The sequence below is a fragment of the Lentzea sp. NPDC036955 genome (genome assembly GCF_055608005.1).
This window is the reverse complement of sequence record NZ_JBVJRC010000005.1, coordinates 401,545-413,719: the sequence shown is the minus strand read 5'-3', so window position 1 is coordinate 413,719 and position 12,175 is coordinate 401,545. Positions and strand designations below refer to the sequence as shown.

Below are 12,175 nucleotides of genomic sequence, written 5' to 3'. Positions count from 1 at the left end.
CGGTCAGCTCACCGGCCAGCCGATGTTCGTGAACTGCACGGGCGTGCCGACCCACGACGGCCACGCCGTGGTGACCCTGGCACCGAGGCTGCCCTTGCCCGGCAGGTCGAACCGGATGAACGCCGGGGTCACGGTGTCGCTCTTCTTCGGCGAGCCGACGTAGGCCACGGCGCTGAAGATGCCGTGGACCGTCGCCTCGGTGTACGGGCCCTGGCCGCCGGTCAGCGGGACGTCGAGGTCGCGGCCCTCGGCGTCGAGGAACCGCACGTTGCTCAGGCTGCCGCCGATCGTGCAGGTGACGCCCTCGACGGCCGCGAACCTGATGACGTGCCCCTTGTTCGGGCTCGTCGTCGGACGCATGTCGTGGGCGGTGATCACCAGGTCGTCGCCGGTGCACCACGGCGTCTCGGCCTGCGCGGGAGTGCCCGCGGCGGCCAGGAGGGCGGCACCGGCCAGTGCGACGGCGGTCGGACGGATCTTGTTCACGAGTTCTCCCCGATCATGTGGCGTTCGTCTACTTCCAGGTGAACGCCGCAGAGCCCCGATCGGTTGTCATTCGCCCGTTCGGCCGTCGACCGCCTCGCGCAACAGGTCGGCGTGGCCGTTGTGGCGGCTGTACTCCTCGACCATGTGCGTGAGGATCCAGCGCAGGCTCACCGTGCGGTCATCGCCGCGCCACGGTTTGCGCTTGGCCGCCTGGCCGAGGTCGCCGGTCGTCAGCGCCTCCTCGACGGCCTCGCGGGAACGGCCGACCTCGTCCTGCCACAGCGCGAGGAGCTCCTCCGGTGCGTGGTCGGCGGCCGAGTGCCAGTCCCAGTCGTGGTCGGCCTTCCAGTCCACGCTCTTCCACGGCTCCAGCGGCTCGCGGTCGTGCAGCACGACGTGGAACCACTGCTGCTCGACGTACGCGAGGTGCTTGACCAGGCCGCCGAGGGTCATCTCGGACTTGGCGGTGGTCATGGCCAGCTGCTGGGCGGTGAGGCCCTCGGTCTTCCACGCGAGGGTGGCGCGCTGGAAGTCGAGGAACCCGGTCAGGGTGGCGAGCTCGTCGCCGTCGGTCGGAGGTTCTGGTCTGCCCTGCTCGTCGAGAACGGTCATGGGGCGGGACAGTAACGGCGCGACCCCGTCCCAGCAGGTGATTCAGTCGAGCGGCCGCAGCACGCGGTCAAGCCACTCGCCCACGCACCGGCCCACGTCCGCGATGGAGGCCTTCAGCGAGTGGTCGCCGTTCAGCAGCACGACCTCGCGGTGCGGGGCGCGCACCGGGCGGCCGAACGGGTCGTTCTCGCCCTGCACGACCAGGGTGGCGACCTCGACGCCGTCCAGCTCGGCCATCCGGGACTTCTCCGGCTTGCCCGGCGGGTGCACCGGGAATGCCAGGCACAGCACCGCCACGGCCTGGCCCTCGACGCTGGTCCGGCAGGCCACGCGGGCGCCCGACGACCGGCCGCCGAACACCAGCGGCAGGCCGTCGAACCAGCGTTCGCCCAGGTCGTCGACCACCGCGAGCCACGCCGTGTCGAGCTGGCCCGCCGGCGCGGGGGCACGGCGGCCGGCCACGCGGTAGGGCTGTTCGACCAGGGCCACGTGCACGCCGACGGAGTTCGCGGCGTGGCACGCGGCCACCAGGTCGGGTGCCTCGACGCCGCCGCCGGCGCCGTGGCCGAGCAGCAGCGCGGCCCGCGGTTCGTGGGCGCAGTGCAGGGAGGCCCGTGCGGGGCCGTGCGGCGTGTCCACCGACAGCGTCGTCACGACAGCTCGACCGCGGTGGGTGCGGGCGTCCCGTCCTCGGTGAGCGAGACGCGGTCCAGCAACGACGGGTTGTTGTTCTTCACGCTGTTCACCGCGGTGGAGACCGGGCGCAGCTCCAGCGCGTCGACGATCGACGGGTCCGGCGCGAGCAGCCCGCTCGGGTCGAGCGAGGACGGGTCGAGCCACGCCGACCAGCGGTCGGGCGGCAGCAGCAACGGCATCCGGTGGTGCACCTCGGTCAGCGCGCCGATGGCGTCCGTCGTCAGCACCGCGCACGTCACGGTCGGGACGTCGTCCTTCCACCACACGGACCAGATGCCCGCCAGCGCGAGGGACGAGTCGTCCCCGAGCGTCATGAAGTACGGCTGCTTGCGGCCCTCGCCCGGCTGCCACTCGTACCAGCCGGTGGCCGGGATGATGCACCGGCGCTTCATCGCCGACTGCTTGTACGCGGGCTTGGACAGCACGGTCTCCGCGCGGGCGTTGATCATCTTCGCCGCGCCGGAGAGGTCCTTGGCCCAGTGCGGGACGAGGCCCCAGCGCATCACGCGGATGCTGCGCTCCAGGTCCTCGTCCTCCGGCTTGCGCTCGACCACCGCCATGACGTGCTTGGTGGGAGCGATGTTGTAGTCCGCCCCCGGCGCCTCGTCGCCGGTGGCGTCCACCGCTTCGAACTCGGCCGCGAGCAGCGCCGGGTCCTTGGTGGAGGCGTACCTACCACACAAAACCGATCACCTCCGAAGTCGCAATCGTCGCACGTCGGGAACACCTGTGCGAGCCGCCCTCGACGCCGTGCGGGATCATTCCGGGCATGACTCAGCACTGGTCAGCCCCCAGCGCGTCCGGCCCAGTCCACTCCACGGTGCCGGTGCCCGGCTCGAAGTCGATCACGAACCGCGTCCTGGTGCTCGCGGCACTGGCCGACGGGCCGTCCGCGGTGCACGCGCCGTTGCGCAGCCGCGACACCGTGTTGATGGTGAAGGCGCTCACGTCGCTGGGCGTCGGGATCACCGACCGGGAGGACGGCGGCTGGGACGTCACGCCGGGCGCGTTGCGCGGACCGGCCGACGTCGACTGCGGGCTCGCGGGCACGGTCATGCGGTTCCTGCCGCCGGCCGCCGCGCTGGCCGAGGGCGAGATCAGGTTCGACGGCGACCCGCACGCGCGGGTGCGCCCGATGAGCACGGTGCTGGACGCGTTGCGCGCGCTCGGTGCGGACGTCGAGGGTGACGCGCTGCCGTTCACGTTGCGCGGCAGCGGTTCGCTGGCCGGTGGCGAGGTCACGATCGACGCGTCGGGCTCGTCGCAGTTCGTGTCCGGGCTGCTGCTGTCGGCGGCGCGCTACGACAAGGGCGTGACGGTGCGGCACTCGGGCCGGCCGGTGCCCTCGTTGCCGCACATCGACATGACGGTGCAGACGCTGCGCTCGGTCGGGGTCGCGGTGGAGACCGACGGCAGCAGCGCGTGGCACGTCGAGCCGGGCCCGATCGCGGCGCGGACGTGGCACGTGGAGCCGGACCTGTCGAACGCGACGGTGTTCCTCGCGGCCGCCGCGGTGACCGGGGGCCAGGTCACGATCCCGCACTGGCCCGCGCGGACCACCCAGCCCGGTGACGCGGTGCGCGGCATCCTGGAACGCATGGGCTGTGCGGTCGAGGTGTCGGAGGAGGGGCTCACCGTGCGCGGACCGGCTGAGCTGTCCGGAGTGGACATCGACCTGCGCGACGAGAGCGAGCTGACGCCGACGGTGGCGGCGCTCGCGACGGTGGCGCGCGGTCGCACGCAGATCCGCGGTGTCGCGCACATCCGCGGCCACGAGACGGACCGCATCGCCGCGCTGGTGAACGAGATCAACGCGCTGGGCGGCAACGCCTCCGAGACCGAGGACGGGCTCGTGATCGAGCCGGCACCGCTGCACGGCGGGGTGTGGAAGGCCTACGCCGACCACCGGATGGCCACCGCGGGCGCGATCATCGGGCTGGTGGTGCCGGGCGTCTCGGTCGACGACATCGGGTCGACGACCAAGACGATCCCCGACTTCCCGGGGATGTGGGACGCGATGCTCGGCGGAGGCGCGTAGCAGTGGGCAAGCGGGACTGGCGCAAGCTCGACGAGTCGGACGTGCGGGTGCGCCCCGGCAAGGGGACGCGGCCGCGCAGCAAGATCAGGCCGGAACACGCCGACGCCGAGATCGCGATGGTGATCGGCGTCGACCGCGGCCGCTGGACGTGCGCGTTGGAGTCCGGTGTCGTCGTCACGGCGATGCGTGCGCGTGAGCTCGGCCGCACGCCCGTGGTGGTCGGCGACCAGGTCGGCATCGTCGGTGACACCTCCGGCCAGCCGGACACGCTGGCCCGCATCGTGCGCGTCGAGGAGCGGACCTCGGTGCTGCGCAGGACCGCCGACGACACGGACCCGTTCGAACGCGTCGTCGTCGCGAACGCCTCCCAGCTCATCATGGTCGTCGCGCTGGCCGATCCTCCGCCGCGCACCGGTTTCATCGACCGGTGCCTGGTCGCCGCGTACGCCGGTGGCCTGGAACCGGTGCTGTGCCTGACGAAGTCCGACCTCGCGTCGGCCGACGACCTGCTCGCGCTCTACACCGAGCTGGACGTGCCGGTGCTCGTGACCCGGTCCGACGAGGAACCGGCCGAGCTGCGCGAACGCCTGCGGGACACGGTGTCCTGCCTGATCGGCCACTCAGGTGTCGGCAAGTCCACCCTGGTCAACAAGCTCGTCCCGGACGCGAACCGCGCGGTCGGCGTCGTCTCCGGCGTCGGCAAGGGCAGGCACACCTCGACCCAGGCCGTCGCGCTGCGGCTGCCCGGCGGCGGCTGGGTGGTCGACACCCCCGGCATCCGCTCGTTCGGCCTCGCGCACATCACGCCGGACGACATCGTGAAGGCCTTCCCCGACTTCGCGGAGGCCGCCGAGGAGTGCCCGCCCGGCTGCGGCCACCTGGGTGCCCCCGAGGACCCCGGCTGCATGCTCGACGAGCTCGTGCCGGACGCGCCGGGCCGGTTGACGTCGTTGCGCCGCCTGCTCGCCTCCCGGGCCGGGCTGGACGACCACACGGACTGAGCTCCGACCCCCGTGACCGACTGCAGAGGAAGTGGATGAAGCGAGTTCTGGCCCTGGTGCTGCTGCTGAGCGCCTGCGGTGGCGCCCCCGCTCCCCCGAAGTTCACCGACACCGACCCGTGCACGCTGCTGCGGGACGGTGACCTGGGCTCGTTGTCCGGTACCGCGAAGGGTGAGCGCGAGTGCACGTTCTCGTTCGGCTCGGCAACGGTGACGCTGAAGCTGCTGGAGGCGAAGTTCGAGCAGGAGTCGGCGCGGCTGCAGGCGAACGGCGGCTACGGCGCGGTGGTCGAGGACCGGCCGATGACCCGCCGGTGCGCGTCGTCGGCGTGCGAGGCCGTGGTGCAGGTCCGCGAGGGTGAGCTGCTCGGGCTGACCGTGACCGAGCAGGGCGAGGACGACAACGTGCTCGGGCAGACCACGCAGGGACTGGCGCTGAAGGCGTTGGACCGGCTGCCTGCCACGGGCTGAGCTGTCACGGGCTGAGCTGTCATGAACCGGGCTGTCACGAATCGGCAGCCTGTCCCGTCCACCGGTCATGAAGGTCTTCGTGATCGGTGCGACGGGTGTGCTCGGGCGGGAAGCTCTGCCGCGGCTGCGGGAGGCGGGCGACGAGGTCGGGGTGCTCGACCGGCACACCACCTCGATGTTCGACGCCGGCCGGCTGACGGCCGCGCTGAGCGGCTACGACGCCGTCCTCAACCTCGCCACCCGCATCCCGTTGAGCGCCAGGGCCGTGCTGCCCGGTGCCTGGGCCGAGAACGACCGCATCCGCACGGAGGGCAGCGCGGCGGTGGCCGAGGCGGCGTTGCGGGCGGGCGTGGGCCGCGTGGTGCAGGAGGGCATCTCGTTCGTGTACGCCGACGGCGGTGAGCGGGAGCTGGACGAGAACGCTCCCATCGAGCCCGTCGGTCACATCGCCAGCTCGGTGACGGCGCAGCACAACGTCCTGCGCCACCCCGGCGGCGTCTTCTTGCGCTTCGGGATGCTGATGGGCGGCGCTGCCCAGTCGCCGCCCGTGCTCGTCGGCGACGGCTGGACGTCGGTCGTGCACCCCGGCGACGCGGCGGCCGCCGCCGTCGCCGTGCTCGGCGCGCCCGCGGGCGTCTACAACGTCGGCACGCCGGTCCTGAAGCGGGACCTGGGGATCACGCGGCTGCCGCGCGCGTTCGGGAGGCTCGCGGCGTCGTTGGCGGTGTTCGGGCGCTCGCAACGGGTCGTGAGCACCAAGCTCACCGCGGCGACGGGCTGGGCACCGCGGGCCCGCTAACCCATGTGCGGGTAGCCGTGGTGCGTGGGCGGCACCAGCGTCTCCTTGATGGCACGCGGTGACGTCCACCGCTGCAGGTTGTAGATCGACCCCGCCTTGTCGTTCGTGCCGGACCCGCGCGACCCGCCGAACGGCTGCTGTCCCACGACCGCACCGGTCGGCTTGTCGTTGACGTAGAAGTTGCCCGCCGCGAACCGCAACGCGCGGTGGGCCTGTTCCACCGCAACGCGGTCACGCGCGAACACGGCACCGGTGAGCGCGTACGGCGTGGAGGTGTCGATGACGCCCATGATGTCCTCGTAGTCCGCGTCGTCGTAGACGTGCACGGCGAGGATCGGGCCGAAGTACTCCGAGGTGAAGATGTCGTGGTGCGGGTCGGTGCCCAGCAGCACCGTCGGGTCCACGAAGTAGCCGACCGAGTCGTCGCAGGTGCCGCCGGCCAGCACGTCGACGGAGGTGGACGCGGACGCCATCAGCAGTGCGTCTTTGTGCTTGGCGAACGCGCGGTGGTCGATCACGGCGCCGCCGAACACCGACAGGTCCCTGACGTCGCCGTACGCCAACGACTTCGTGACGTCGACGAGCTGGTCGCGCACACCGTTGTCCCACAACGACCGCGGGATGTACGCGCGGGACGCGGCCGAGCACTTCTGGCCCTGGTACTCGAAAGCACCGCGCACCAGGCCCGTGACGAGGGCCGCGGGGTCGGCGGAGGCGTGGGCCAGCACGAAGTCCTTGCCGCCGGTCTCGCCGACCACCCGCGGGTAGGCGCGGTAGTGGTCGAGGTTGCTCGCCATGGTCTGCCACAGCGCCTTGAACGTGCGGGTGGACCCGGTGAAGTGCAGTCCGGCGAAGAACCGGTCCCGCAGCGCCACCTCACCCAGCGCCTTGCCGTCGCCGGTGACGAGGTTGACCACGCCCGGCGGCAGGCCGGCCTCCTCCAGCAGCCGCATGGTGCAGTGCGCGGCGAGCTGCTGCGTCGGCGACGGCTTCCACACCACCGTGTTGCCCATCAACGCCGGTGCCAGCGGCAGGTTGCCGGCGATGGCGGTGAAGTTGAACGGCGTGATCGCGACGACGAACCCGTCGAGCGGCCGGTGGTCCATCCGGTTCCACACGCCGGGGCTGGACGCCGGCTGCTCCTCCAGGACCCGGCGGCCGAAGTGGACGTTGAACCGCAGGAAGTCGATCAGCTCGCACGCGGCGTCGATCTCGGCCTGCTGCACGGACTTCGACTGCCCGAGGACCGTGGCGGCGTTCAGCGTGTCCCGCCACGGGCCGGACAGCAGGTCCGCCGCTCGCAGCAGCACCGCGGCCCGTTCGTCGTACGGCAGCTCCTGCCACCCCGGCGCGGCGTGCTGCGCGGCCCTCATCGCCGCCGCGACGTCGGAGCCGGTGGCCTGCGCGGTCACCCCGAGCACGTGCCGGTGGTCGTGCGGCTGGACCACGTCGACGCGGTCACCGCCGCCCATCCGCTGTTCGCCGCCGATCGTCATCGTCAGCTCGTGGGTGGTGCCCTCCAGCTCCGCGATGCGGGCCTGCAGGGAGGCGCGTTCCGCGCTGCCGGGAGCGTAGGTGCGCACGGGTTCGTTGACCGGTTCGGGTGCAGCCGTCACGGCGTCCATTCCCCCATCGTGGCACGCGGTAGTAGGGTCCGTCGGGTGGCGCGGGTGACTGGCATCGGCGGGGTCTTCCTGCGTTCCCGGGACCCCGTGCGGCTGGCGGCCTGGTACCGCGAGAACCTCGGTGTGCCGATGAGCGAACGCGGCACCGTCACCTTCCACTGGCTCGACACCGCGACGTCGGACCGCCCCGGCACGACGACGATGGCGTTGTTCGCGCAGGACACCGAGTACATCGGCGAACCGCACCAGCGCACCATGCTGAACCTGCGGGTCGACGACCTGGAGTCGTTGATGGTGAAGCTGCGCGGCCGCGGCGTCGAGGTGCTGCCGGAAACCGAGGACTCGGAGTTCGGCCGGTTCGGCTGGTGCGTCGACCCCGAGGGCAACCGGATCGAGCTGTGGGAGCCCGCCGAGGGCATGTGAGTGGCGGTTTCCGCCGTGCTCAGGCCTGCCGCGCCGCGGCTTGGCGCCGCACGAGCTCGGCGACGTTGTCCGGCAACGTGGTCTCGAAGTCGGTCAGCTTCGCCCAGGCCGGCCGGATGACGATCCGGACCATGCCGTCGGTGTAGAGCGAACGGACGTCGGCCTCCCACTCGGCGCGCTGCTCCGGCGTCATGGACTTGGTCACCTGGAGGTACTCGGCCGGGATGTCGTCCACGGGGTCGAGCTCGGCCCTGCCGCGCACGGACAGGATCCGCGGCGGGAACGCCTCGGTGTCGATCGTGAGCGCGACGGCCGGGTTCGCGGCCAGCATCGCGAGCTTGCGGGCGTTCTTCGACGTGCAGATGACGATCTCGCTGCCGTTCCAGCAGAACCCGACCGGGAGGTTGCGGGGCGTGCCGTCCTGCGCGACGAACGCCAGCCGGGCGATGTCGCGGCCGAGCAGCTCCTGGCTCAGCGGGCGGTTCAGGACCTCGTCGACGTCGTGCTGGTTCATGGCGGCTCCGTCTCTCCGGTGTCGGACACCTCGGGGACGGAGCCGCTCACGGCACCTCTACCTCAGTTCGACGTGACCTGAGTCACATCAGCTCCAGCACGAACGCCAGCTCCTGCGCCGCGTACCAGGCCAGCTCGTGGTCCTCGGCGCTGCCCAGCGCGAACTCGGCATCCGGGTCGCCCAGGTCCGCCGCGTCCACGACCTCGGCGGCGGCGCGCACGTCGTCCTCGGCCTCGGCCGTGTCCAGGTGCACGGACGCGACGTCCTTCAACGTGAACGGGCCCACGACCTTCACCACCGAGAAGTCCAGGTCCGGGCGCAACGTCACGTCGTCCGCGTCCACCGCGACGACCGCACGGCGCGGTTCCGACTTCTCGTCACCGGCCAGCAGCCGCAGCGACGCGCGGGCCGCGTCGAGCATCGCGGCGTACTCCAGCTCCTCGGTGTCGCCGGCGGCGTAGGACTCGCGCAGCGCCGGCGTCAGCGCGAACGCCGTGCCGCCCACCGGTGTGAGCTCGCCGCTGTCGACGAAGCTGCGCAGCATGGCCACCGTGGCCGGGATGTAGACCCTCATCACGCGCTCGCCGTCCCCATCAGTTCCTCCACCGACTCCTCGACCATGCTCGCGAGAACGTCCACATCGGACATGGCGTCGCGGTCGCCGTTCAGCCCGAAGTACACACCGCCGTCGTACGACGTCACCCCGATCGCCAGCGCCTGGTTCTTGGCGAGCGGCACGACCGGGAAGATCTCGGTCATTCTCGCGCCCGCCGCGTACAGCGGCACCTGCGGGCCGGGCACGTTGGTGACGATCACGTTGAACAGCCGGCGGCTGAACGAGCTGGCCGCCCGCGCGCCCAGCGCGTGCAGGGTCGGCGGCGCGAAGCCGGAGACCTTGACCAGCGCATCGGCGGCCACCGACTGGCCGGACTCCAGGTGGGCGCGGGTCGCGTGGCTCACGTGGTGCAGCCGCACCACCGGGTTCGGCTCGCCGACCGGCAGGTCCACCAGGTAGGCGGAGACGTTGTTGCCCGAGTCGGGGTCGGTGTCGCGCACCGACATCGGCGTCATCGCGCGGATCGTGGTGCTGCCGGTGACGTTCTCACCGCGGCTGAGCAACCAGTTGCGGATCGCACCGGCCAGCGCCGCCAGCACCACGTCGTTCACCGTGCCGCCGTGGGCCTTGCGGATGGCGCGCAGGTCGTCGAGCTGGGCGCGCGCCACGGCGAACCGGCGCTGCGGCGAGGTGATCCGGACGTTCAGCGGGCTGCCGGGCGCCGGGCTCGCGGCGGTGTGGATGGCGGCGGCGACCGCACCCACGGCGTTGACGACCTTGCCGACCGTGGCGACGGTGTCCATCGCGGCGCTGCGCACGTTCTCCACGAGCTCGCCCGGCCGGTGCACGATGTCCGTGACGGCGTCGCTCACCAGCTGCAACGAGCTGGGCTCCGGCTGCGGCATCCAGAGGTTCTCGACGTTCGTGCGCGGCGACGGCGACACGTCCAGCATGACCTGGCCGATCTCCAGCGACGCGATGCCGTCGACCATGGCCTGGTGGGTCTTGGTGATCACGGCGAGCTGGTTCTTCGCCAGCCCCTCCACGAGGTAGCTCTCCCACAGCGGCCGCGAGTGGTCGAGCGGCCGCGACATCAGCCGCGCCACCAGGTCGTGCAGCTGCTTCTCGTTGCCCGGCTTGGGCAGGGCGGAGCGCCGCACGTGGTAGGTGACGTCGAAGTCAGGGTCGTCCACCCACACGGGCCGCGCGATGCGGCCGGGTACGTGCACGACCTTCTGCCGGTAGCGCGGCACGAGGCTCAGCCGCTGCTCGATGAGGTCGACGAGCTTGTCGTAGTCGAACCCCGCCTTGGGCCTGCGGAACACCGCCACGCCACCGACGTGCATCGGCGTCGTGGAGCCCTCCAGGTACAGGAACGAGGCGTCCAGCGCTGACAGTCGGTCCGGCATGCCCGCCAGACTAGTGCCGTTTCGCGTCCATGAGCTTTTCCAGCGCCGCCCGTTCCCGCGGATCGCGGTCGTGCCGCTCCAGCCGGATGCGCGCGGCCTCCGGAATCGCCTCCCGCGCCCGCGGGTCCACGTTGGCCATGAACGACCTGAGGAAGTTCCACCGCGTCAACCGGCGAGCCGTCGTCAGCCGCGCGACCGCCAGCGACACCCAGGACAGCGCCACGTCGAGCCGCCGGTCGCCCCTCATCGCGCAGGCCCAGTCGAGCACGACCGGTCCCTCCGGGCCGAGCACGACGTTGCCGGGGTGCAGGTCGAGGTGCAGCAGGTCGCCGTCGCCGGTGAGGAAGTCGGGGGCCCGCACCGCGTCCAGGCGGTGGTGCAGGTCGGCGAGCTCGCGGCCGAGCTGACCGGCGAGCCACGGCTTGCGGCCGATCTCCTCGGACATCCGCGGGCCGGGCACGTACTGCATGACGAGCTCGTCCGCCGTCGCGTCGTGCACCCGCGGCACGGGGATGCCGTGACCGCTCAGGTACAGCATCATCTCGGCCTCGCGCCGCAGGTCACGGCCTGTGCGCGTGCGTTTGACGAGCAGCCCGTCGGACCGGATGAACACGTCCGAGTCCTGGCCGCTCGCGAGGTGTTGACGTTGCGCGACGCTGCGCACACCTGACGTCATGTGACGATCATCATGCATATGATCCAAAGCACAAGGGCCGAACGGCTCTACTCGTGCTCTTCACCCGTTCGAGCCGGGCGTGCGGGGGCGTGCCGGGCCGTCTGGCACCCTCTTCGGCGTGGAGATCTCGCCCAAGGACCGCTTCGTCACCGTCTACGGCCGCAAGCCCGTGCTGGAGGCGCTGGACGACCCGGCGCTGTCGGTGGACAAGGTGGTGCTCGCCGACACCGCACGCGGCCCGGCGGCGCGCGAGATCCTGGACGCGGCCCGGTCGCGGGGCGTGCAGGTGCAGCGGGCGACCGCGCAGCGGGTGAAGGTGCTGGCGGGCAACGGCAAGCAGGACCAGGGCGTGCTCGCCGACGTCGTGGCGCCGCGGATGAAGCCGCTGGCGCTCGCGCTGGAGGAGGACGACCTGCGGTCCGTGCTGGTGCTGGACGGCATCACCACGCCGGCGAACGTCGGCATGATCCTGCGGACCGCGACGGCCGCGGGCATCGACGGCATCGTGGTGCCGCGCCGCGGCGTCGCCTCGATCGACCCGCTCGTGGTGAAGGCCTCCGCCGGGGTGGCTTTCCGCGCGCCCGTCCTGCGCTGCGGCACCGCGGCGGAGGCCTCCGCTCTCCTGCGCGCGTCCGGATATCCGCTCCACGCGCTCGATTCCCACGCGTCCGACACGATCTATTCCGCTGAATTCGCGGAACGGTCGGCATTCGTGCTCGGCAGTGAGACGTTCGGGATCACCGAGGACGTGCGCCCGCACATCACCTCGTGGCTTTCGATCCCGATGGCGGCGGGCGTGGAATCGCTCAACGTCGCCTCAGCGGCGGCCGTGCTCTGCTTCGAGCTCGTGCGGCGCGCCCAGGGCTGACC

15 protein-coding genes are annotated in these 12,175 nt (G+C 71.8%); 6 read left to right on the top strand and 9 right to left on the bottom strand.

The window, feature by feature from the left end:
* Window positions 1–3: 3 nt before the first annotated feature.
* The 4 genes from ACZ7CF_RS19280 to ACZ7CF_RS19265 form a co-directional block, all read right to left on the bottom strand.
* Window positions 4–486: a hypothetical protein gene (locus ACZ7CF_RS19280; protein WP_470370171.1), complete on the bottom strand. Its 483-nt coding sequence runs from the start codon at window positions 484–486 to the stop codon at window positions 4–6.
* 66 nt (window positions 487–552) lie between these two features.
* Window positions 553–1,098: a DinB family protein gene (locus tag ACZ7CF_RS19275; protein ID WP_470370170.1), complete on the bottom strand. Its 546-nt coding sequence runs from the start codon at window positions 1,096–1,098 to the stop codon at window positions 553–555.
* Between the two features lie 42 nt (window positions 1,099–1,140).
* Window positions 1,141–1,752 (bottom strand): alpha/beta hydrolase family protein, encoded by a 612-nt coding sequence (locus ACZ7CF_RS19270; protein ID WP_360395120.1) that lies wholly within the window; start codon window positions 1,750–1,752, stop codon window positions 1,141–1,143.
* Window positions 1,749–2,477 (bottom strand): SOS response-associated peptidase, encoded by a 729-nt coding sequence (locus tag ACZ7CF_RS19265; RefSeq protein WP_360395117.1) that lies wholly within the window; start codon window positions 2,475–2,477, stop codon window positions 1,749–1,751. The genes ACZ7CF_RS19270 and ACZ7CF_RS19265 overlap by 4 nt, the downstream gene beginning before the upstream one ends.
* Window positions 2,478–2,563: 86 nt before the next feature.
* Between ACZ7CF_RS19265 and aroA the strand changes: the two genes are divergently transcribed.
* The 4 genes from aroA to ACZ7CF_RS19245 all read left to right on the top strand — a co-directional run bounded on the left by aroA (window position 2,564) and on the right by ACZ7CF_RS19245 (window position 6,102).
* Entirely contained in the window at window positions 2,564–3,832 is a 1,269-nt protein-coding gene (gene aroA, locus ACZ7CF_RS19260; protein WP_470370169.1) for a 3-phosphoshikimate 1-carboxyvinyltransferase, read from the top strand.
* 2 nt (window positions 3,833–3,834) lie between these two features.
* Window positions 3,835–4,833: a ribosome small subunit-dependent GTPase A gene (gene rsgA, locus ACZ7CF_RS19255; RefSeq protein WP_360395111.1), complete on the top strand. Its 999-nt coding sequence runs from the start codon at window positions 3,835–3,837 to the stop codon at window positions 4,831–4,833.
* Between the two features lie 35 nt (window positions 4,834–4,868).
* The gene (locus tag ACZ7CF_RS19250) at window positions 4,869–5,303 is read left to right on the top strand and encodes a hypothetical protein (RefSeq protein WP_470370168.1); all 435 of its coding nucleotides are present in this window, start codon (window positions 4,869–4,871) and stop codon (window positions 5,301–5,303) included.
* Between the two features lie 67 nt (window positions 5,304–5,370).
* Window positions 5,371–6,102 carry an NAD-dependent epimerase/dehydratase family protein gene (locus ACZ7CF_RS19245; protein WP_470370167.1) on the top strand — a complete coding sequence of 244 codons (732 nt, stop codon included), beginning with the start codon at window positions 5,371–5,373 and terminating at the stop codon, window positions 6,100–6,102.
* Here ACZ7CF_RS19245 and pruA read toward each other — a convergent pair.
* Window positions 6,099–7,727: an L-glutamate gamma-semialdehyde dehydrogenase gene (pruA, locus tag ACZ7CF_RS19240; RefSeq protein WP_470370166.1), complete on the bottom strand. Its 1,629-nt coding sequence runs from the start codon at window positions 7,725–7,727 to the stop codon at window positions 6,099–6,101. The genes ACZ7CF_RS19245 and pruA overlap by 4 nt on opposite strands.
* 36 nt (window positions 7,728–7,763) lie before the next feature.
* Between pruA and ACZ7CF_RS19235 the strand changes: the two genes are divergently transcribed.
* A complete protein-coding gene (locus ACZ7CF_RS19235; RefSeq protein ID WP_360395099.1) occupies window positions 7,764–8,150 on the top strand; it encodes a VOC family protein in 387 nt (128 codons plus the stop codon).
* Between the two features lie 19 nt (window positions 8,151–8,169).
* Here ACZ7CF_RS19235 and ACZ7CF_RS19230 read toward each other — a convergent pair whose 3' ends face one another.
* The 4 genes from ACZ7CF_RS19230 to ACZ7CF_RS19215 form a co-directional block, all read right to left on the bottom strand.
* The gene (locus ACZ7CF_RS19230) at window positions 8,170–8,664 is read right to left on the bottom strand and encodes a pyridoxamine 5'-phosphate oxidase family protein (protein ID WP_458430340.1); all 495 of its coding nucleotides are present in this window, start codon (window positions 8,662–8,664) and stop codon (window positions 8,170–8,172) included.
* An 82-nt stretch (window positions 8,665–8,746) separates the two neighbouring features.
* Window positions 8,747–9,238 (bottom strand): DUF6912 family protein, encoded by a 492-nt coding sequence (locus ACZ7CF_RS19225; RefSeq protein WP_360395094.1) that lies wholly within the window; start codon window positions 9,236–9,238, stop codon window positions 8,747–8,749.
* Window positions 9,238–10,629: a WS/DGAT/MGAT family O-acyltransferase gene (locus tag ACZ7CF_RS19220; RefSeq protein ID WP_360395091.1), complete on the bottom strand. Its 1,392-nt coding sequence runs from the start codon at window positions 10,627–10,629 to the stop codon at window positions 9,238–9,240. Before ACZ7CF_RS19220 ends, ACZ7CF_RS19225 begins: the two co-directional genes overlap by 1 nt.
* 10 nt (window positions 10,630–10,639) lie before the next feature.
* A complete protein-coding gene (locus ACZ7CF_RS19215) occupies window positions 10,640–11,305 on the bottom strand; it encodes a phosphotransferase (RefSeq protein WP_360395089.1) in 666 nt (221 codons plus the stop codon).
* Window positions 11,306–11,423: 118 nt separating this feature from the next.
* On the opposite strand from ACZ7CF_RS19215, the gene ACZ7CF_RS19210 reads away from it, so the two are divergent.
* Window positions 11,424–12,173 carry a TrmH family RNA methyltransferase gene (locus ACZ7CF_RS19210; protein WP_360395087.1) on the top strand — a complete coding sequence of 250 codons (750 nt, stop codon included), beginning with the start codon at window positions 11,424–11,426 and terminating at the stop codon, window positions 12,171–12,173.
* Window positions 12,174–12,175: the final 2 nt, after the last annotated feature.

Coding starts and splice junctions, on each gene's coding strand:
- ACZ7CF_RS19275 (WP_470370170.1), bottom strand. CDS start 1,098: ATGACCGTTCTCGACGAGCAGGGCAGACCAGAACCTCCGACCGACGGC.
- aroA (WP_470370169.1), top strand. CDS start 2,564: ATGACTCAGCACTGGTCAGCCCCCAGCGCGTCCGGCCCAGTCCACTCC.
- ACZ7CF_RS19250 (WP_470370168.1), top strand. CDS start 4,869: ATGAAGCGAGTTCTGGCCCTGGTGCTGCTGCTGAGCGCCTGCGGTGGC.
- ACZ7CF_RS19245 (WP_470370167.1), top strand. CDS start 5,371: ATGAAGGTCTTCGTGATCGGTGCGACGGGTGTGCTCGGGCGGGAAGCT.
- pruA (WP_470370166.1), bottom strand. CDS start 7,727: ATGGACGCCGTGACGGCTGCACCCGAACCGGTCAACGAACCCGTGCGC.
- ACZ7CF_RS19230 (WP_458430340.1), bottom strand. CDS start 8,664: ATGAACCAGCACGACGTCGACGAGGTCCTGAACCGCCCGCTGAGCCAG.
- ACZ7CF_RS19225 (WP_360395094.1), bottom strand. CDS start 9,238: ATGAGGGTCTACATCCCGGCCACGGTGGCCATGCTGCGCAGCTTCGTC.
- ACZ7CF_RS19220 (WP_360395091.1), bottom strand. CDS start 10,629: ATGCCGGACCGACTGTCAGCGCTGGACGCCTCGTTCCTGTACCTGGAG.
- ACZ7CF_RS19215 (WP_360395089.1), bottom strand. CDS start 11,305: ATGACGTCAGGTGTGCGCAGCGTCGCGCAACGTCAACACCTCGCGAGC.